Raw genomic sequence first — 18,930 nt, forward strand, 5'->3', positions numbered from 1 at the left:
AAAGCATCGCTGGACCGTGGCAATCGCACCGGGCACGGTCGGGGCATGACCGAATTCGGCACCAACCTCGTCGCGATGGTGACGCCCATGCAGCCCGGCGGCGCCCTCAGCGAACCCGGCCTCACCCGGCTCGTCGAGCACCTGCTGGCCACCGGGTGCGACGGCCTCGTCGTCGGCGGGACCACCGGCGAGTCCCCGACGCTGTCCGAGGCCGAATCCGCGGACCTGGTCCGGGCCGTGGTGGCGCGGGCCGGGAACCGCGCGCGCGTGCTCGCCGGCGTCGGCACCCACGACACGGCCTCGAGCGTCCGCCGCGCCCGCGAAGCCGCGGCGGCCGGCGCCGACGCGCTGCTGCTCGTCTGCCCCTACTACTCCCGGCCGACGCAGGACGGCGTCATCGCCCACTGCGTGGCCGTCGCGGACGCCACCGAGCTGCCGGTGATGCTCTACGACGTCCCGGCGCGCACCGGCGTCGCGCTGGCGCCGTCGACGCTGATCGCACTGGCCGAGCACCCCCGGATCCGGGCGGTCAAGGACGCCAAGGGCGACCTCGCCGAGGCCATGACCGTGCTGTCCCGGACGTCGCTGGCCTACTACTGCGGCATCGACGAGCTCAACCTGCCGTACCTCGCGTGCGGCGCCGCGGGCCTGGTCAGCGTCGTGGCCAACGTGGCCGCCGACCGGACCGCCGAGCTCATCCACGCCGTCCGCGACGGCGACCTCGGCCGGGCGCGGGCGATCCACGCCGACCTGGTCCCGCTGACCGACCGGCTCCTGCGGTCCGGCACGCCCACGGCGAACACGAAGGCGGTGCTGGCCGAACGGCGGATTATCCCGCACGCGAGCGTACGGCTCCCGCTGGTCGAAGCAAGTTAGGGACGAGGGGTAACGGACCCGGTCACGAGGAGGCGTTGTGCCGGTCGCCGCCGCGATCGCGTTCACCTGGCTGGGCATGGTGCCGGCGATCTCGTTCCTGGAGGCACCGCTGAAGTTCCGGGCCCCCGGCGTCACCCTGGCGCTCGGGCTGGGCATCGGCCGGGTGGTGTTCGCCGCGCTCAACCGGGTCGAGGCGCTGTTCGCGCTGGCACTGGCCGGCTGTCCGGTCTTCGGTCCGCGGACCACGACGGCGATCGTCCTCGGCGCCACCGTGGCCTTCGTGCTGCTCGTCCAGCTGGTGGCCGTCCGCCCGGCACTGACGGGGCGGTCGGACCGGGTGCCGGCCGGGGAAACCGGGCCGCGCAGCCACGCGCACTTCGGCTACATCGGACTCGAAGTGCTGAAGGTGGCCGCGCTGCTCGCCTTCGGGATCGTCAGCCTCTGAGCGCGTCTTCGGCGCTCGGGTAGGTCGGGAAGAAGTCCGCCAGGCCGATCAACGCGAACGTCCGGCTCAGCCGGGCCGGGACGGCGGCCAGCGCGACGCCCGCCTCGGCCGCTTCGGCGACGTTGCGGGCCGCGATCAGCGCGGAAATCCCGCTGGAGTCGCAGAACGTCACCCCGGCCAGGTCCACCACCAGCAGCTGCCCGGGAGCGAGGGTGACGGCGCCGACCGTGGCGCGCAGGCGGGGTGCGGTGGCCACGTCGAGCTCGCCCTCGACGGTGATCACCACGCCGGACCCGGTGCTGCGGGTCGCGACGGAGAACGGGGTGCCGGTCACGGTCGATCGCCTCCGGGAAGCGGGATGCTCAACGCCAGTAGGGCCGTGTCGTCTTCGACGCCGTCGCCGAAGCCCGCCAGCAGGCCGGTCACCGCCGTGACGACGTCGGGGGCCGTCGTCGGCGCCAGGCCGCTCAGGTGCTCCTGCAGCTGCTCTTCGCTGTAGCGGACGCGGCCCTGCGTGCGGGCTTCGGTCAGGCCGTCGGTGTACAGCAGCAGGGTGTCGCCCGGGGCCAGCAGGACGTCCACGGCGGCGAACCGCGCGCGGGGCAGCGCACCCACGAGCTGGCCGCCCGGGCCGGGCAGGAACGCGGACGTGCCGTCGGCGCGGATCAGCAGCGCCGGCGGGTGGCCGCCGGTGGCCAGTGTGACCGCCGCACCGCCGAGCGCGGGCCGGATGCGGCCCTGGATGACGGTGCAGTAGCGGGGATCGGAGCCGCGGTACTCCTGGTGCAGCACCGTGTTGAGGCGGTCCAGCACGGTGGCCGGGTCCGGGTCGATCACCGCGGCGGCGCGCAGGGTGTAGCGCGCCAGCGACGTCACCACGGCCGCGGCGGCCCCCTTCCCGGACACGTCGCCGAGGAAGAACCCCCACCCGTCGCCGGTCAGCGGGAACAGGTCGTAGAAGTCGCCGCCGACCTCGTCGGCCGACGCGGGGTGGTAGTAGGCCGCGACCTGCACACCGGGCACCTCGGGCAGGGCGGGCGGCAGCAACGTCTGCTGCAGCGTGCGTGCGAGCCGCTGCACCCGGTCGCGTTCGCGCTCGGCTTCTTCGCGGGCCCGCAGCAGCTCCTGCTCGTAGGCCCGCCGGTCGCGCGCGTCGAAGAGGGTCGTGCGGATCAGCTGCGGCTGCCCGTCGGTGCCGGTCTTGACGGTCGAGGTCACCAGGACCGGCAGGCGGCTCCCGTCCGCCTTCTTGAGCTCGAAGGCGACGCCGCCGAGCTCGCCCTGCATGCGCAGGAGGGGCGCGAAGTGCGTCTCGTGGTAGATCCGGCCGCCGACGGTGAGCAGCTCGGCGAACCGGAGCCGGCCCACCACCTCGTCGCGCTCGCGGCCGAGCCAGCCGAGCAGCGTCGCGTTGATCTTCGCGATCGTGCCGTCCAGCAGCGTCGAGAGGTACCCGCAGGGGGCGTGCTCGTAGAGGTCTTCCGCGCTGTCCTCCAAAAGGGCCGAGAATTCCGGGGCCGCACTCTCCTGACCACCCGGACGAGGGTGGTCCTCGCACATCACGGCCCGCTCACGAACGCGGTGATCGCGGCGGCCGTGGCCTCCGGCGCGCTGAGCTGCGGGCAGTGCCCGGTCGCGGCGAGCGTCACCAGCGTGCTGCCGTCGATCCGGTCGTGGGTGAACCGCCCGACCTCGGGCGGGGCGATGGCGTCGTTCGCGCATTCGAGCACCAGGGTCGGCACGGTGACCTTCGCCAGGTCGGCCCGGTTGTCGGAGAGGAACGTCACCCGCGCGAAGACGCGCGCGATCGTGGGGTCGGTGCGGCAGAAGCTGTTCGTCAGCTCCTCGCCGAGTTCGGGGCGGTCGGGGTTGCCCATGATCACCGGCGCCATGGTCGCCGACCAGCCGAGGTAGTTCGATTCGAGCGAGTCGAGCAGCTCGTCGATGTCGTCCCGGCTGAACCCGCCGCGGTAGTCCCCGTCGTCGACGTAGCACGGCGACGGCGTGAGCAGCACGAGCTTGGCGAACCGGTCCGGCTCGCGGTTCGCGGCCAGTACGGCGATCATCGCGCTCACCGAGTGGCCCACCAGCACGACGTCCCGCAGGTCGAGCTCGCGGCAGATGGCCAGGACGTCGTCGGCGTAGCCGTCGAGGCTGCCGTAGCGCTCGGGCGTCCAGGCGGACAGGTCCGAACGCCCGGCGCCGGTGTGGTCGAACAGCACCAGCCGGTACCGCCGCGCGAGCTCCGGGACGACGAGGCGCCAGAGGTTCTGGTCGCAGCCGAAACCGTGCGCGAGCAGGAGCGTGGGACCGTCTTCGGTGCCGGTGACGGTCACGTTGTTCCTGACTCGCATGCTCACGGCGCACATCCTGCCACCCACCCCCCGCCGACGTGCGCTGAGCGGCCCCTTCCGGCGCCGGCGGTGCGTACATTCGACTGTGCGGCGCACGTCTCGGGGGAGGGGTTTCGATGCAGCTCAGGGGGATCAACTACGACACCGGCTTCGGCGGCGCGGTGGGGGACCGGTCACGCCGGGAGTTCGACCCCGCCGTCGTGCGGCGGGAGCTGGAGATCATCGCGACCGACCTGCACTGCGGTGCGGTCCGGATCAGCGGCGACGACCCGGACCGCCTGGTCGTGGCCGCGCACGCCGCGCTCGACGCCGGGCTGCGGGTGTGGTTCTCGCCGTTCCCGATGGACCTCACGCCGCCGCAGCTGACGCCGTACTTCGCGGACTGCGCCCGCCGGGCCGAAGAGATCCACGCGCGGGACCCGGAGACGGTGTTCGTGCTCGGCTGCGAGATGTCGCTGTTCTGCACCGGCTTCGTCCCCGGCGCCTACCTGCTCGAACGCCTGCGCAACGCGACGGACCCGGCCGCCTGGGCCGGGTTCTCCCGCGAGTGGGACTTCGGCACGGTGCTGCGGGACCTCACCGGGACCGCGCGCCGGCACTTCGGCGGCAAGATCACCTACGCCGCCGGGGACTGGGAAGAGATCGACTGGGCGGACTTCGACTTCGCCGCCGTCGACCTGTACCGCTCGGCCGCCAACGCCGGGGCCTTCGCCGAGCGCGTGCGTGACCACCGGAGCCACGGGAAACCCCTGGTCATCACGGAATTCGGCTGCTGCACCCACCGGGGCGCGGCCGACGCGGGCGGCACGGGCTGGACGATCGTCGACTTCACGGCCGAGCCGAAGGTGCTGAACGGCGACTACGTCCGCGACGAGGCCGGGCAGGTGGCGTACTTCACCGAGCTGATGGACGTCTTCGAGGCCGAGGGCGCGCACGGCGCCTTCTGGTTCACCTTCGCCGGCTACGAATGCCCGTCCGCCGCCGGGCCGCGGCGTGATCTCGACCTCGCGAGCTACGGCGTGGTCAGGGTCCTCGACGGGACGACCGGCACGGCGTACCCCGGCCTCGCGTGGGAGCCGAAGGAGGTCTTCCACGCCATGGCGGCCCGGTTCAGCCGCTGAGCGCCTCATCGCGGGTGGCGGCGACGGCGAGGGCCTCGTGCAGGCCGGTCAGCTGGAGGGTCCGGTTCACGACGCCGCGTTCGGGAGCGACGACCCGGACCCGGGTGCGCGACCCGGCTTCGCGGCGCGCCTCGAGCAGCACGGTGATGCCGATGGACGCGAGGAAGGACACCTCGGACAGGTCGATCACCAGCAGTTCCGGCGCTTCGGCGAGAGCGGCGGTGACGCCGTCGCCGAGCACGGGCGCGCTGAGCAGGTCGACCTCACCCGCCACGGCCAGGACGACGTGGCCGCCGGAGTGGTGGGCCGTCACACGCAGGAGGTCCTGGGGGCGGACCCGGTTGCCGTCAATGGCCACAATCGCCCCTCGTCTGCATGGTGAGTCCCTTCTCCGCCGCCGGTTCACTCCGGGTCGGTGATACCCCGGCGGTGCGACGACGAAACATCCGGCGACAACTCGATCGGAGTCCCCGGGCGGCGGTGGAGGTGGCTACGAGCGGTAGCGCCCATCGGATCGCGCGCCAACCACGGTCGCCGTGATCAGGCGGGCATCTCGCGTGATTGGGGAGGCATCTCGCGTGATCGGAGGGGCATCTCGCGTGATCGGAGGGCATCTCGCGTGATCGGGGAGGCATTTCGCGTGGTTGGAGGGGCATCACGGTGTGGGGCGAGCCGGGGGTGGGCTCAGAGCAGCGGGCCGGAGCGGTACCGCGCGATCCGCTCGGCCAGTTCCGCCACCGCCGGGTCGTCCGGATGCCTGGTGAGCAGGCGTTCCAGCGGGGCGAGCCGGTCCTTCGGCCGGACCGAGCCCACGTTGCCGGCCAGGTCGACCGCCTCGTCGCCGACCCGGGTGGCCTCGTCGAAATCACCTCGCAGCGCGTGGTTCTGGGCCAGCATGATCAGCGTGAGCGACCGGCTGCGGGCCATGTCCGCGCCGTACCGGTCCGCCGCGCGCGCCAGCTGGGTGATCGCTTCGCCGCTGTGCCGGGCCGCGACCACGGTGGCCAGCTCGGTCAGGACCGTGCCGCGCATCGCCGCCATGTCCGTTTCCTGGAAAAACGCCTCCCACGGCCTCGGCTCCGGCCACGAATCCGCCGCGGCGAACGCCGTTTCGGCCGCCGCCAGCCGGGTGAGGGCCGCGTGCTCGTCGCCGCCCATCGCGTGCGCCCACGCCTCGTTCGCCGCGAGGATCGCCAGTGCACGGCCGGAACCCGAGCGCTCCGCGGCCGCCCGGCCCCTGGCGAACTCGGCCAGCGCACCGGGGACGTCGTGGCGGTGCAGGTGCACGCGGCCCAGCCGGTAGCGGATGTTCGCCACGAGGCTGTCGTTGCCCGCCGCGGCCGCGATGTCCAGCGCACGCCCGAACCGGTGCCGCGCCCGCTCGTCGTGCCCGATGTCGAATTCGGTCCAGCCCAGCAGGTTGTGCACGTCGGCCAGCACCGTGTACAGCCTGGCCTGCAGGGCCTCCGGGACCGTGCCCCAGTGCAGCAGGAGACTTGCGGTCTTCACCACCCGCACGGCGTCGCGGCAGAACCCGCCGCCCTGCCGGTAGTCCAGTGCCCGCAGGACTCCGACGGCCGCTTCGAGTTCGGCGGCGTCGGTGTTTTCGATGCTGATCGGAAGGGGCGAGCCGTCGCCTGTCGTCGTCACCATGACCTCACCTCGTGCAGCGCGCACGCACGCATGGTCGGTTGCTGGCGCCACGGAGATACCCACGACGAGCGCCGCGGAAACGGTGTCACCCGTTGGGGAGACGCCGTCAGCGCCGGAGCACCGGGCCGCGTCACCGGGCCGGAGCAACGGGTCCACCCGGGCGTCGTAACGCGGGTCGTCGAGGTAGCTGATTGTGCTCGCGCCGGACGGAGGCGGTCCGGGCGCACGGGGACAGCAGGTCCATTGAGGACGGCTGGATCAACAGAGAAAACGCTTTCTCAACCGACGGGCCCGGCAGCTTAACGGTTAAGCGATTCGGCCGTTTTCTGTCCCGCTGCCGGTGTTCCGCACCGGATCGCTGTGTTACCGTGGGAGCGCTCCCAGCTTCCGAACTCCCCTGTCGAGCGATTCTCCAGGAGGGCTGGGCGCCGAGGGCGGCACCAACCCGCCGCCGTCCGCGTTCACGCTCGGCGGCAGCGCCTGCACGACCGGCCGAACCACCGTCCACTCGGGACACTCGGGATTGGAGCAGACATGCGGAACTTCGGCAGGCTCGTCGTGGCCGCCGCGGGCGTGGTCGCGGCGGGCCTGGTGCCCGCCCCGGCCACCGGCGCCGCCACCACGCCCCAGGTGGACAAGCTGAACCGCGGGGTGGTCAGCGTCCACACGGCACAGGGCAACACCGTCGGCTGGCGCCTGCTGGCCGGCGACCCGGCCGGGGTGGCGTTCAACGTCTACCGCGACGGCACGAAGGTGACCGCGCAGCCGGTCGGCGGGCCGACCGATTTCCTGGACGCCGGCGCACCCGCGGGCGCGCGGTACACGGTGCGCGCGGTGGTCGGCGGGGTCGAGCGGATGTCGGCCTTCGCCGCCGAGGAGTCGCTCAGCCTGACCGCCACGGCCGCGGCGAGCACCCGCGACATCCCCATCCAGCCGCCCGCCGGCGGCACCACGCCGGCCGGGGAGAGCTACACCTACAGCGCCAACGACGCCAGCGCCGGCGACCTGGACGGCGACGGCCAGTACGAGATCGTGCTGAAGTGGGATCCGACCAACTCGAAGGACAACTCGCAGTCCGGCTACACCGGCGACGTCTACGTGGACGCCTACCGGCTCGACGGCACCCGGCTGTGGCGGATCGACCTCGGCCGCAACATCCGGGCCGGTGCGCACTACACGCAGTTCCAGGTCTTCGACTACGACGGCGACGGCAAGGCCGAGGTCGCGATGAAGACCGCGGACGGCACCCGCTCGGGCACCGGCCAGGTCATCGGCAACGCGAACGCCGACTACCGCAACTCCAGCGGGTACATCCTCTCCGGCCCGGAGTACCTGACGGTGTTCAACGGGCAGACCGGCGCCGCGGTGTCCACGGTGAACTACGACCCGCCGCGCGGCACGGTGTCTTCGTGGGGCGACAGCTACGGCAACCGCGTCGACCGGTTCCTGGCCGGCACGGCCTACCTGGACGGCGTCCACCCGAGCCTGATCATGAGCCGCGGCTACTACACGCGCACGGTGATCGCGGCCTGGGACTTCCGCGGCGGCGCGCTGACCGAGCGCTGGAAGTTCGACTCGAACTCGGCCGGCTCGCAGTACACCGGCCAGGGCGACCACCAGCTGGCCATCGCGGACACCGACGGCGACGGCCGCGACGAGATCGTCTTCGGCGCCATGGCGATCGACGACAACGGCAGTCCGCTGTGGAACACCCGCAACGGCCACGGCGACGCGATGCACGTCGGCGACCTGATCCCGAGCCGCCCGGGCCTGGAGGAGTTCAAGGTGGACGAGGACAAGTCGAAGCCGGCCGCCTGGATGGCCGACGCGAAGACCGGCCAGGTCATCTGGCAGAACGCGTCCTGCAACTGCGACAACGGCCGCGGGGTGTCCGACGACATCTACGCCGGCAGCCCGGGCGCGGAGTCGTGGTCGTCCGCGGTGTCCGGGCTGCTGAACACCAGCGGCCAGAACATCGGCCGCAAGCCGTCGTCGACGAACTTCGTCGTCTACTGGGACGGCGACGCCCAGCGCGAGCTGCTGGACGGCACCCACATCGACAAGTACGGCACGAGCGGCGACACCCGGCTGTTGACCGCCTCGGGCGTGCACGCGAACAACGGCACGAAGAACACCCCGTCACTGCAGGCCGACTTGTTCGGCGACTGGCGCGAGGAGGTCGTCTGGCCGACGTCGGACGACCGCGCGCTGCGGATCTACTCGACGACCGACCCGACAAGCATCTCGCACGTGTCGCTGATGCAGGACCGGCAGTACCGGGAGGCCGTGGCGTGGCAGAACACCGCCTACAACCAGCCGCCGCACCTGAGCTTCGCCTTGGCGAAGTGACGGCGGGCTCGTCGCGCCGGTCCCGGCCGAAGATCGACTAGGGTGGGTGGCGCCTGGGGATGCCGAGAGTGAGGAGCACCCCGTGTCCACCTTGACCGAATTGCCCCACTGGACGATTCGGACCTCCGGCGACCAGGCCACCTTCACGCACGTCGCCGCCGTCCGCGACGCCGGCACCCCGCGGCGGCGGAGCGAACCCGGGCTGACCCTGCGCGAAGAGGACCTGCCCGGGTTCGCCAAGGCGCTCGGCGAGGTCATGAAGCTCCCGACCTACTGGACCGCGCGCGCCCGGGCGGGCCGCCTCACGCTCGACGGCGACTCCGCCTGGTCCGAGCCCCGCCACGACCCGGAAGACGGCTTCGTGCACGTCGCCGGCCCGTGCGATCCGCCACGGCCCGAGCCGGGTGGGTCGTTCACGGTGGAGCTCGCCGATGTCCGTGGTCTGCGGGTGCGGATTGCTGCTTATCTGCACCACCGGTGATGGTTCGCCACCCCTCCGTGCGGGTAGCCCGCAGCAACACGGGGGAGGCGGCAGTGGCCATCGAGCTCAGCAGCACACCGATCGACGTCTGCGTCGCACCGGCCGAGGACGTCCACGACCCCGGAGCGCGGGTGGAACCGGCTCGGCGGCGTAGGCTCGATCCGTGCTGATGCCGACCGAGCGGGAAAGCGGACCGCCCTCGCGCGCGCGTGACCACGTCTGCCGGGGTTACCGCCGGCGCGGGGAATTCGTGGCCCACGCGCAGGAGTTCCTGGCCGAGGGCTTGGCGGCGGGCGAGCGTGTCCTCTACGTCGCTCGCGGTGACGAAGCCGCGCTGGTCGGGCAGCTCCGGGCGGACGAGCGCTGCGAAGAGGGTCTGGAGCGCGGTGCGGTCCAGGTCGCTTCGGTGGACGCGACCTACACCACGGGCGCCGTCGTCGATCCCGCCGGTCAGGTCGAGCTCTACGCCGCGGCGACCTCGGCCGCGCTGGCGGCCGGGTTCACCGGCCTGCGGGTCGCGGCCGACGCGACTTCGCTGGTGCGCACGCCGGCCCAGCTGGACGCCTTCGCCCGCTACGAGCACCTCGTCGACCACTACATGGCCGGGCACCCGATGTCGGCCATGTGCGGCTACGACCTGGGCGAACTCGGCGACGACGTCGTCGCGCAGCTCGCCTGCATGCACCCCACCGCCTACGAGGGCGGCGCCCACTTCCACCTGCACGCCCACACGCCGGACGGCAGCGCCGCGGCGCTCGAGGGGGACCTGGACCTGGAGTCCCGCGGGCTCTGGCCGCTGGCGCTGGAGCGCGCCGGCCTGCGTTCCGAGGGAGGCACGATCGCCATCGACGCCACCGGCCTCGACTTCGTCGACCACCGCAGCCTGATCGCGCTGGCGGGCTACGCCGAGCGGCACGCGACCACCGTTGTCCTGCGGACGCGCCTGTCGACGCCCGCCCGGCTCGTCGAGCTGCTGGACCTGCCCGCCCTGCGCGTGGAGCGTGCGGCGTGAGCGTCGACCGGGAGACCGCCCAACGGGGCTACGACCACGCCGTCGTCCACTACAGCGGCGAGGACGACCTGCTCGCCGTCGCCGTGCCGTTCCTGGCGGCCGGCCTGGCCGCCGACGAGCCGACGATCGTGTCGCTGGAGCCGGAACGCGCCGAGCTGGTGCGGGACGCCTTGCCGTCGTCGGCCCGGGTCGAGTACCTGTCCACCGGCGACCTCTACGCGCGGCCGGCCGCGGCGATCAAGTCCTACCGCGAGCTGATGGCCGGGTTCGTCGCCGGCGGCGCGGCCGGGATCCGGATCTTCGGTGAGATCCCGCAGGCCGCGATCGACACCTCGTGGGACTGGTGGGCCCGCTACGAGGCCGCGGTCAACCACGCCTACGACGAGTTCCCGCTGCGCAGCATGTGCGCCTACGACACGCGCACGACACCGCGGCACGTCCTCGACGACGTCGCCCGCACTCACCCGTTCGTCGCCACCCCGGGCGGCGGGCACCACACGAACGCCGGGTACGTCGACCCGCTGGCGTTCCTGACCGACCGGCGCCCGATGCCGCCGCTGCCGATCGAGCTCACCGCCCCGCGGGTCGAGCTGGCCGATCCGCGGCCGGTGGAGGCGCGCCGGGCGGTGCTGGCCACGGCTCCGGTGGACCTGCCCGCGGCCGAGGTGGACGACCTCGTCCTCGCGGTGAGCGAGATCGTGGACAACGCCCTGCGCCACGGCCGGCCGCCGGTCCGGGTGCGGATCTGGGCCGGGCCGGGGCAGATGGTCGTGTCGGTGCACGACGCCGGGGCGGGGCCGGCCGACCCGTTCGCGGGCCTGCTGCCGGCGGACCGGAGCACCGGCGGCCGGGGGCTGTGGATCGCCCACCAGATCTGCAGCGAGGTCACGCTGCACCGCGACGAAACCGGCTTCACCGCCCGCCTCACGGCGGGCCGGCCCTGGTAGCGCGCGTCAGGCGCAGCGCGGCTGCCCCGGGCAGCTGCGCAGGAGCGTGACGACCGGCGCGGCCGGGACCGTCCCGTCCGACGACGGCGCGCCCAGCGGCCAGCTGATGGACAGCGCGACGGCCGAGGAGTTGTTGCCGTAGTCCGTCTCCAGCAGCGTCCGGTCCGCGTTCACCGTGTTCACCAGGTCGTACGTCCCGGCCGGGACGTGGGTGATGTCCAGCCACTGGAAGTCGACGGTGTACTTGTAGTCGTCGCCGGCCCCGACCGAAATGCCCTCGAGCACGTCGAGGGCCGTCGGTTCGTGGTGGCGGCACATGTTCTCGCGCAGGGTTTCGGCGAGATCGGCGTCGGGGCCCGTGTCGCCCGGCACGTTGTGCAGGCGGTCGGCGTCGTGCACGGCGAACCGGTCGCCGAGGCAGAAGCCGTTCTTGCGGTCGGTCACGATCGTCTGACCCTGCCGGGACACCAGCGCGAAGTGCTCGAAGTTCATCAGGTGCCAGTGCTGGTGGGCGAGGGCGGGTTCGTAGTACGTGAAGGCCCCGGTGGCGCGCTGCGCGGCCGCGTAGCCGTCCGGGATCGAGCCGTCGGTGCCGCTGCGCAGCGCCTGCCGGACGGTCATCCTGTCCTGCTTCGTGCTGTCGCGGCGGCCGTACAGCAGCAGCGGCCCGTCGCCGACGTTCTCCTCCGCGCTGGTGAACCGCAGCCGGACGGCCTTCGCCACGGCCGGCGCGACGCAGCGGCCGTTGGGCGCGGCCGGGTCGACCACCGGGCAGACGTCCCAGTCGGTGCAGAGCGGGAGCTCGCCGGAACTCCCGCCGGCGCACCCGGGCGGGGCTTGGCGGAGGTCCGGGAGCAGGAGGTTCGGCGCCGCTTCGGCACGGGGAGCGGAGGCGGAGACGGTGGCCGAAAGCACCACGAGCGCCAGTGCCGCGAATTTCTTGAGCAAGAGCGGGGCCGTCCTGTCCGGAATTGCGATGGGGTCATTCTAGGGCGTCCGCGTTTCCCCGGTGCGACACCGCGTTGTCACACGATCGACTGAGTCACCACCGGTTTCGCGGCTCCGGTGAGTAGCGTGCGGCGAACTCATCGCCCCGGAAGGACTGCACCACATGCCGACGACCACCGCAGATTTCCGTGCCGCCACCGATGACGTTCGGGCCGGCACCGGCGGGATCACCCTGGTCTGCGGTACGCGGCCGGAACTGATCAAGCTCGCCCCGCTGATGCGCGTGTTCGGTGCCGAGTGCGCCGTCGTCTACACGGGACAGCACTACGACCGGTCGCTGTACTCGCGCATCCGCGCGGACCTGCCGCCGTCCGACCGGTTCCACGAACTGGGCGTCGGCTCGGGCCGCCGCGGCGGCCAGCTCGGCCGGACGATCAGCGCGGTCGACGAGGTCCTCGCGGACCGGCCCGGCCGGGTGGTGGTCGTCCAGGGCGACACGACGTCGGCGCTCGCCGGCGCGCTGGCGGCCAACGCGCACGACCTGCCGCTGGTGCACGTCGAAGCCGGGCTGCGCAGCCACGACCGGGCGATGCCGGAAGAGCACAACCGCGTGCTGATCGACCACCTCGCCGACCTGTGCTGCGCCCCGACCGAGCTCAACCGCGCGAACCTGCTGGCCGAGAACGTGCCGGCGGAGCGGATCGCCGTCACGGGCAACACCGTCGTCGAAGCACTGCAGGCGGCCCTGCCGTCCACAGAGGACAGGCGCGCGGTGCTGGCGGCCCGCGGCCTGGAGCGCGACCGGTTCGTGCTGGCCACGATCCACCGCCCGGAGAACGTCGACGACGCCGCGCGGCTGGCGGTGGTCCTGCACGAGCTGGGCCGCCTGCCGCTGCCGGTGGTGTTCCCGCTGCACCCGCGCACGGCCAAGAGCATCGAGCGCTTCGGGCTGCGGCACCTGCTCGAGCCGCTCGTGGAGCTGGAACCCCAGGCGTACCCGGCGTTCCTGGCCCTGGCCGCGGAGGCGGCGGTGCTCGTGTCGGACTCCGGCGGGATCCAGGAGGAAGCGAGCGTCCTCAAGCGACCGGTGGTCGTGGTCCGCCGCAGCACGGAACGCCCCGAAATCGCGGGCACGTTCGGCACGCGGGTCCTGCCGGGACCGTCGATCGGAGCGGAGGTCGCCCGCTGGCTCGACGACGTCCCCGGCCACCGCGAGCGCCTCGGGACGGTCCCGTCACCGTACGGCGACGGGACCGCTTCCGAGCGGATCGCGGTGGCGCTGGGCTCGCTGCTCGCTCACCGGGCCGGTGCCGCCGCCGGCTGATCCGCCACCGCCGCCACCACGTTGTTCGCCAACGCGACGCTCGAGTTCCAGCTCGTCACGTCCGGGTACACGTGGGCGGTGGTGGCCAGCAGGAGGCCCGTGCCGTCCACCGTCACCGGCGGGCGCGTGGCCAGGTAACCCAGTGGGTACACCGGTTCCACGAACGGTGCCTTGAACACCCGCACCTCCTCGATGCCGTCCGCGCCCAGCTCCGGGTACAACCCGCGCAGCTGGGCGGACCAGCGGGCCGCGATCGCCTCGTCGTCGTCGAGGTACAGCTGCGAGTCCCGGTCGGTGTAGTGCATCACGTACACCAGGTTGCCGCCGCCGGTCAGCGCCGACATCGACACGACCCCGTCGAACTCCGTGTCCGAGTGCAGCACCGGTGTCCAGTAGTGCTCGGTGATCGGCTGCCGGAGGAAGAACACGCCGGTGACCACGCCCTGGTACGGCAGGTCGGTCTCCGGCAGGCGGGCGGCGAGCGCGTCGTCGGCGATGCGCCGCAGCTGGGGCAGCGGAACCGTCGAAATCACGTGGTCGGCGTCGAGGACCTCGCCGCCGGTCAGCGTGAGGACCGAGTGGCCGCCCGTGCTGTGCAGCCGCCGGACCGGCGCCGACGTGCGCACGACTCCGCCGGCGCCCTCGATGGACGCCCGCAGCGCGTCGATGATCGTCTTGTAACCGCCGTCCGGGTAGCCGCGGGTCGCCACGTTGCGCTCGCGGCCCAGCCGTTGCCACAGGTACAGCGCCGGGACGTCCCCGAAGGACGGTCCGAACTTCGAGCCGAACATCGGCGCGAAGAGCCGCTCCCAGACGACGTCGCCGTACAGCCCGCGCAGCCAGTCCTCGGTGCGCAGCGTGTCGAGGTCGCGGCCGCGCCCCAACCGGCGCAGCAGCAGCGAAACCACGCCGAAGCGCACGCGGTCGTGCAGCCGCAGCGGGGAAAAGCGCAGCAGGTCCAGCGGGGAGTTGAACGGGTGGCGGCGGCCGTCGACGACCATGCCCATCGTCGTTTCGCGCCACTGGACGGCGTCCCGCAGGCCCAGCTCGCCGAGCAGGGCCAGCAGGCTCGCGTCGGACGGCATGATGCAGTGGTAGAAGCGCTCGATCCACTGGTCGCCGTGCGCGAAGAACGTGCCGAGGCCGCCGAGCTGGTCGCTGCCCTCGAGCAGTGTCACGCGGGTGCCGCGGCGGACGAGCCGGTGGGCGGCGGCCAGGCCGCAGATGCCGCCGCCGATCACGGCGACGTGCGGGGAGTCGGGGTGGGTCACCGGGTCACAGCTTCCGGTAGGGCGCCGGGCTGAGCCGGTCGCGCGCGAGCAGTTTCAGGTATTGCACGACGGTCCGCCGCAGCTTCAGCTTGCTGGGTCCCTGCTTGCGGTCGTACCGCAGGGCCAGCGGGACCTCGGTGATCACCGGGCGGCAGTGGCGGAGCTTGAGCAGCAGTTCCACCATGCACGCGAAGCCCTGCTCCTCGATCAGCCGTTCGCCCCAGTGCGCGGAGGCGCGCGCCAGCAGCGAGGCGCGGTAGGCGCGGTAGCCGCTGGTGAAGTCCCGGACGCCGTCGACGTCGAGGGCGCGGTGGAACAGCTGCGCGGCACCGCGGGAGAGCAGCCGCCGCCCGAAGGGGGCGGTCCGGTCGTCGCCGCCGGGGACGAACCGGGAGCAGATGGCGACGTCCGCGCCCGCGGTGATCTCCGCCTGCAGCGCGCGGATCAGCGCCGGGTCGTGCGTGTCGTCGGCGTCCATCACGACGACGACGTCGTCGGGGCCGGCGTCCGCCAGCGCCGCCCGCAGCCCGGACTGCACCGCGCGGCCGAGCCCGAGGTTCACCACGTGCCGCACGACGCGGACGTCGAGCCCGCCGTAGCCCGACTCGGCCACGGCGACCGTGGCGTCGGCGGAACCGTCGTCGACGACCCAGACGGTGACCTCTTCGGTGCGCGCCAGGTCGGCGAGCCGGCGCAGCAGCGGCGGCAGGGACGCTTCTTCGTTGAACGCGGGCAGCACGACGTGCGCCCGTCCGCCGGTCCGGCCCCCGGCCGGATCGGGTCCGGCGCGGTCCGGTTCGGACAGTGTCGCCAGGGTGCTCTCTTCGCGTGCCACGGTTCCCCTCGTCTTGTCGTGCTCGTCTTTGCCCGTCACCCGGACGGAATCGGGTTTGGTGCGGCCGTCGACTCCTATTCGGCTATGTTGTGTGGTTTCTTTAGTGGCCTCGGAAGTCCCTCGGAAGGATGCGCGTCATCAGAACTACTTGGTGTTTCCAGAAATCACCGGATCGGGTCTGCTGGCCGCCTCGATCGAGTGCATTTCCGGGACTTCGCGGAAAAATTCACTCGATCGTGCCGGTGGTGCCTCGAATGGCTGAGTCGTGAAGAAAGCGAGAATGGAATCCTCATGTCAACCAGAGGTCGAGACCGGTGACTGAACTCAGGGACACGATCGTTTCCGAAGCGGTGCCGGCGCAGCGGCGCGTCCGGTCGCGCGACCGGCCGCGCGACGCCGTGCGCGGCCGCCCGCTGCTCGCCCGGGTCAACGCCGTGGCCGTGCTGCTCGTCGCCGTCGACGGCGCCGCCTGGCTGGCCGCGCTGCTGCGGACCGGTCCCGGCCCGGCGTGCGCGGCGGTGACCGCCGCGGCCCTCGCCGGGGCCCGGGTGGCCGCCCGCGTCCACCGCCGCCGCCTCTGGCTCTCCTGGCTGCAGGACCTCCCGCGCTCGGTCACCGCCACCGCGCTGGCCTTCGCGCTCGTCACCGGCTTCGGCCTGGTGGCCGGGATGGACGGCGACGACACGGCGCGGATGCAGGAAGTCGTGCTGTGCTTCGCGGTGCTCAGCGAAGCGGTCCGCCCGGCGGTCTTCGCGTTCGGCCGGTGGGGCCGGCGGCGGCTGCGGCGTTGCGACCGGGCCGTCGTGGTGGGCTCCGGGCGGATCGGCGGCGAACTGGTGCGCACCATGCTGGAGCACCCGGAGTTCGGGCTGCTGCCGGTCGGCATCGCGGCCGCCGGCCCGGAGCCGGTGCCGCCCGGCCTGCCGGTCGAGCGGATCGACGGCGACCTGACCGGGGCCATCGCCCGGCTGCGCGTGGGCACGGTGGTCCTCGCCCCGGCCGACGACCGCGACGGCGCGATCGTCGACGCCGCCATCGGCGCCCACCGCCTCGGCTGCGTCACCCTGGTGCTGCCGCACCTGTTCGAGCTGTGCCCGGACGGCCCGGGCGTCGACCGGCTCCGCAGCTACCCGCTGGTGTGGCTGGGTGGCGCGCCGACCCGCCGTCCGAGCTGGTGGGTCAAGCGCGCCGTCGAAACGGTGCTGGCCGCGGCCGCGCTCGTCCTCCTCGCCCCGGTCATCGCGGTCTGCGCGCTCGCGGTCGCGGCGGAAAGCGGCTTCCCGGTCTTCTTCCGGCAGGTGCGGGTCGGGATGGACGGCGGCACGTTCGTGCTCTTCAAGCTGCGCAGCGTGCGGCAGGCCGCCGTCGACGACTCGCAGACGCGCTGGTCGGTCGTCGGCGACCGCCGGGTCGGCCCGGTCGGCCGCTTCCTGCGCCGGTCCTCTTTGGACGAACTGCCGCAGCTGTGGAACGTCGTGCGCGGCGACATGGCGCTGGTCGGCCCGCGGCCGGAGCGGCCGGTGTTCGTGCACGAGTTCTCCGCCGTCCACGACCTGTACTGGGCCCGGCACCGCGTGCCGACCGGGCTGACCGGGCTGGCGCAGGTGCACGGCCTGCGCGGGGACACCTCGATCGCCGACCGCGCCCGCTACGACAACTACTACATCGCGAACTGGTCGTTGTGGCTGGACGTCAAGATCATCATCCTCACGGTGGGAGAACTGCTGTGCCGAAGGCAACGCTGACGCGCCGGCACCCGGTGGCGCGCTGGGCGGCCGCGGCCGCGGCCGCGCTGCTGGCCGGCTGCCTGGCCGGGAGCGTCCCCAGCGCGGCGCAGGACCTCTCGGCGCCGCCGCCGAAGCCGCTCGCCCCGTGCGCGTGGTGGTACGGGATCGGCAAGGCCCCGACGTCGCAGGAGATCGAGTCCGCGGCCCGGCAGTACCAGGTCGTCGTGCTCAACGCCGACCAGGGCGCGGCCATGCGCCGCCTGCACCAGCTCAACCCGCGGGTGAAGGTGCTGGTGTACAAGGACTTGTCCAGCACGCGCAACTACCCGGGCGCGGTCGACGGCGGCCAGGACGCGGTCTTCCTGCCGAGCGGGATCGGGTACGTCGCCGCGCAGGAGCACCACCCGGAGTGGTTCGCACTCGACGTCCAGGGTCGGCGGATCGAGTGGCAGGGTTACCCGCGGCACTGGCAGATGACGGTCTGGAACCCGGACTACCAGCAGGCCTGGACCGACGCCGTGGTCGCGGAGGTGAACCGCGAAGGCTGGGACGGCGTCCTGGCGGACAACGACTTCAACTCACTGAGCCACTACTCGTCCGCGGTGCTGGCGGGTACCGCGAACGTCGCGGAAACCGACCGCAAGCTCCGCGACGGCTTGGACGCGTTCCTGTCCAAAGCCGGCGACGCCCTCACGAACGCGAACAAACTGCTGGTGCCCAACGTGTCCGAGACGCACCTGCTGCCGGGCCGCTGGACCGCGCACTCCCGCTTCGGCGGCGCGATGGAGGAGAACTTCGGGTTCCGCGAGAACGGCGGCACCGGCGGGCTGCTGACGTTCCGCGGCAACGAGTTCCAGGAACTGCGCGCGCAGGCGGCGCTCGGCGAGTCCATGCTGCTGCTGGTCACGCGGACGCACAACGCGCGTGAGGAGCGCTCCGGCTACGCGAGCGCGGCGCTGCTGGCCGGCCCCCGCACGTGCTGGACCCGCGCGACCACCGACGACTACCGCAACCCGGAGTGGTCGGCGCTGCAGGACTCGGGGCTGGGCGAGGCGGTCGACGCGGCGAGCCGGCTGCCCAACGGCGTCTGGAGCCGCACGTTCACCCACGGCTGGGTCGCGGTGAACACGACGGCGTCCGCCCAGACGGTCGTCCCCCCGGTCGGCCTGGTCGCCCCCGGCGCCCCCGCCCCCACCCCCGCCCCCGCCCCCACCCCGACCCCCACCTCACCGTCACCCTCGCCCACGACCTCGCCCACGACCACGACCACGTCCGCCCCGACCCCGCCCGCGCTGACGATCGCGGCCGCGGACGCGGTGATCCTCGTCGACCCCCAGCAACTCGTGAAACGCGGAACCTGGCGCATCACCCGCGACGAGTTCCGCATCGGCCGCCTCTGGGCCCGCTGACCAGCACGTGATGCCCGCCCAATCACGCAAGATGCCCGCCCAATCACGCGAGTGGAGTTGCCCCCTGGGGCCGGACACCTTGATTCCAGACGGTGGTCTGGAGGGAGGATGTCCTGGTGTCTCGCAGGTCGAAGTATCCGGAGCAGTTCCGGCACGATGCGATCGAGCTGGTCAACTC

The 18,930-nt window shown here is 72.7% G+C and carries 18 protein-coding genes; 10 read left to right on the forward strand and 8 right to left on the reverse strand.

Features of this window, described 5'->3' with window-relative positions; translation table 11 throughout:
- Window positions 1-45: 45 nt before the first annotated feature.
- Together dapA and ACLJPY_RS12510 are read left to right on the forward strand one after the other, a co-directional pair.
- The gene (gene dapA / locus ACLJPY_RS12505; RefSeq protein WP_410588230.1) at window positions 46-876 is read left to right on the forward strand and encodes a 4-hydroxy-tetrahydrodipicolinate synthase; all 831 of its coding nucleotides are present in this window, start codon (window positions 46-48) and stop codon (window positions 874-876) included.
- A 76-nt stretch (window positions 877-952) separates the two neighbouring features.
- Complete coding sequence (locus tag ACLJPY_RS12510) at window positions 953-1,321, forward strand: hypothetical protein (protein ID WP_410588322.1); 369 nt, start codon at window positions 953-955, stop codon at window positions 1,319-1,321.
- On the opposite strand, the gene ACLJPY_RS12515 is transcribed toward ACLJPY_RS12510, so the two are convergent.
- The 3 genes from ACLJPY_RS12515 to ACLJPY_RS12525 form a co-directional block, all read right to left on the reverse strand.
- Entirely contained in the window at window positions 1,311-1,655 is a 345-nt protein-coding gene (locus ACLJPY_RS12515) for an STAS domain-containing protein (protein ID WP_410588232.1), read from the reverse strand. The two genes, ACLJPY_RS12510 and ACLJPY_RS12515, sit on opposite strands and share 11 nt — an antisense overlap.
- Window positions 1,652-2,818: a SpoIIE family protein phosphatase gene (locus ACLJPY_RS12520; protein ID WP_410588234.1), complete on the reverse strand. Its 1,167-nt coding sequence runs from the start codon at window positions 2,816-2,818 to the stop codon at window positions 1,652-1,654. The genes ACLJPY_RS12515 and ACLJPY_RS12520 overlap by 4 nt, the downstream gene beginning before the upstream one ends.
- Before the next feature lie 62 nt (window positions 2,819-2,880).
- Window positions 2,881-3,681, reverse strand: a complete 801-nt coding sequence (locus ACLJPY_RS12525; RefSeq protein WP_410588236.1) for an alpha/beta fold hydrolase — start codon at window positions 3,679-3,681, stop codon at window positions 2,881-2,883.
- 110 nt (window positions 3,682-3,791) lie between these two features.
- Here ACLJPY_RS12525 and ACLJPY_RS12530 point away from each other — a divergent pair, with 110 nt between their 5' ends.
- Complete coding sequence (locus ACLJPY_RS12530) at window positions 3,792-4,796, forward strand: hypothetical protein (protein ID WP_410588238.1); 1,005 nt, start codon at window positions 3,792-3,794, stop codon at window positions 4,794-4,796.
- Here the strand turns inward: ACLJPY_RS12530 and ACLJPY_RS12535 are convergent.
- Together ACLJPY_RS12535 and ACLJPY_RS12540 are read right to left on the reverse strand one after the other, a co-directional pair.
- Window positions 4,786-5,154 (reverse strand): STAS domain-containing protein, encoded by a 369-nt coding sequence (locus ACLJPY_RS12535; RefSeq protein WP_410588240.1) that lies wholly within the window; start codon window positions 5,152-5,154, stop codon window positions 4,786-4,788. The genes ACLJPY_RS12530 and ACLJPY_RS12535 overlap by 11 nt on opposite strands.
- A gap of 326 nt (window positions 5,155-5,480) precedes the next feature.
- Window positions 5,481-6,449, reverse strand: a complete 969-nt coding sequence (locus ACLJPY_RS12540; RefSeq protein WP_410588242.1) for a hypothetical protein — start codon at window positions 6,447-6,449, stop codon at window positions 5,481-5,483.
- A 534-nt stretch (window positions 6,450-6,983) separates the two neighbouring features.
- Between ACLJPY_RS12540 and ACLJPY_RS12545 the strand changes: the two genes are divergently transcribed.
- The 4 genes from ACLJPY_RS12545 (at window position 6,984) to ACLJPY_RS12560 (ending at window position 11,238) form a co-directional block, all read left to right on the forward strand.
- On the forward strand, window positions 6,984-8,798 hold the full coding sequence (locus ACLJPY_RS12545) for a rhamnogalacturonan lyase (protein WP_410588243.1): 1,815 nt from the start codon (window positions 6,984-6,986) through the stop codon (window positions 8,796-8,798).
- Window positions 8,799-8,880: 82 nt separating this feature from the next.
- Window positions 8,881-9,279 carry a hypothetical protein gene (locus ACLJPY_RS12550; protein ID WP_410588245.1) on the forward strand — a complete coding sequence of 133 codons (399 nt, stop codon included), beginning with the start codon at window positions 8,881-8,883 and terminating at the stop codon, window positions 9,277-9,279.
- A 169-nt stretch (window positions 9,280-9,448) separates the two neighbouring features.
- The gene (locus ACLJPY_RS12555; RefSeq protein ID WP_410588323.1) at window positions 9,449-10,291 is read left to right on the forward strand and encodes an MEDS domain-containing protein; all 843 of its coding nucleotides are present in this window, start codon (window positions 9,449-9,451) and stop codon (window positions 10,289-10,291) included.
- Entirely contained in the window at window positions 10,288-11,238 is a 951-nt protein-coding gene (locus ACLJPY_RS12560; RefSeq protein WP_410588247.1) for an anti-sigma factor RsbA family regulatory protein, read from the forward strand. Before ACLJPY_RS12555 ends, ACLJPY_RS12560 begins: the two co-directional genes overlap by 4 nt.
- 6 nt (window positions 11,239-11,244) lie before the next feature.
- Here the strand turns inward: ACLJPY_RS12560 and ACLJPY_RS12565 are convergent, their stop codons facing one another.
- A complete protein-coding gene (locus ACLJPY_RS12565) occupies window positions 11,245-12,186 on the reverse strand; it encodes a lysyl oxidase family protein (protein ID WP_410588248.1) in 942 nt (313 codons plus the stop codon).
- Window positions 12,187-12,349: 163 nt separating this feature from the next.
- On the opposite strand from ACLJPY_RS12565, the gene wecB reads away from it, so the two are divergent.
- Window positions 12,350-13,510 carry a non-hydrolyzing UDP-N-acetylglucosamine 2-epimerase gene (wecB, locus tag ACLJPY_RS12570; RefSeq protein ID WP_410588250.1) on the forward strand — a complete coding sequence of 387 codons (1,161 nt, stop codon included), beginning with the start codon at window positions 12,350-12,352 and terminating at the stop codon, window positions 13,508-13,510.
- On the opposite strand, the gene ACLJPY_RS12575 is transcribed toward wecB, so the two are convergent.
- Together ACLJPY_RS12575 and ACLJPY_RS12580 are read right to left on the reverse strand one after the other, a co-directional pair.
- Window positions 13,483-14,781 (reverse strand): NAD(P)/FAD-dependent oxidoreductase, encoded by a 1,299-nt coding sequence (locus ACLJPY_RS12575; RefSeq protein ID WP_410588252.1) that lies wholly within the window; start codon window positions 14,779-14,781, stop codon window positions 13,483-13,485. The genes wecB and ACLJPY_RS12575 overlap by 28 nt on opposite strands.
- Window positions 14,782-14,785: 4 nt before the next feature.
- Window positions 14,786-15,616: a glycosyltransferase gene (locus tag ACLJPY_RS12580; RefSeq protein WP_410588254.1), complete on the reverse strand. Its 831-nt coding sequence runs from the start codon at window positions 15,614-15,616 to the stop codon at window positions 14,786-14,788.
- Between the two features lie 314 nt (window positions 15,617-15,930).
- Here ACLJPY_RS12580 and ACLJPY_RS12585 point away from each other — a divergent pair, with 314 nt between their 5' ends.
- Complete coding sequence (locus ACLJPY_RS12585) at window positions 15,931-17,361, forward strand: exopolysaccharide biosynthesis polyprenyl glycosylphosphotransferase (protein WP_410588256.1); 1,431 nt, start codon at window positions 15,931-15,933, stop codon at window positions 17,359-17,361.
- The gene (locus ACLJPY_RS12590) at window positions 17,343-18,752 is read left to right on the forward strand and encodes a putative glycoside hydrolase family 15 protein (RefSeq protein WP_410588258.1); all 1,410 of its coding nucleotides are present in this window, start codon (window positions 17,343-17,345) and stop codon (window positions 18,750-18,752) included. The genes ACLJPY_RS12585 and ACLJPY_RS12590 overlap by 19 nt, the downstream gene beginning before the upstream one ends.
- The last annotated feature ends 178 nt before the right edge of the window (window positions 18,753-18,930 follow it).

The organism is Amycolatopsis sp. lyj-23 (assembly GCF_046549135.1).
Lineage (GTDB): Bacteria > Actinomycetota > Actinomycetes > Mycobacteriales > Pseudonocardiaceae > Amycolatopsis.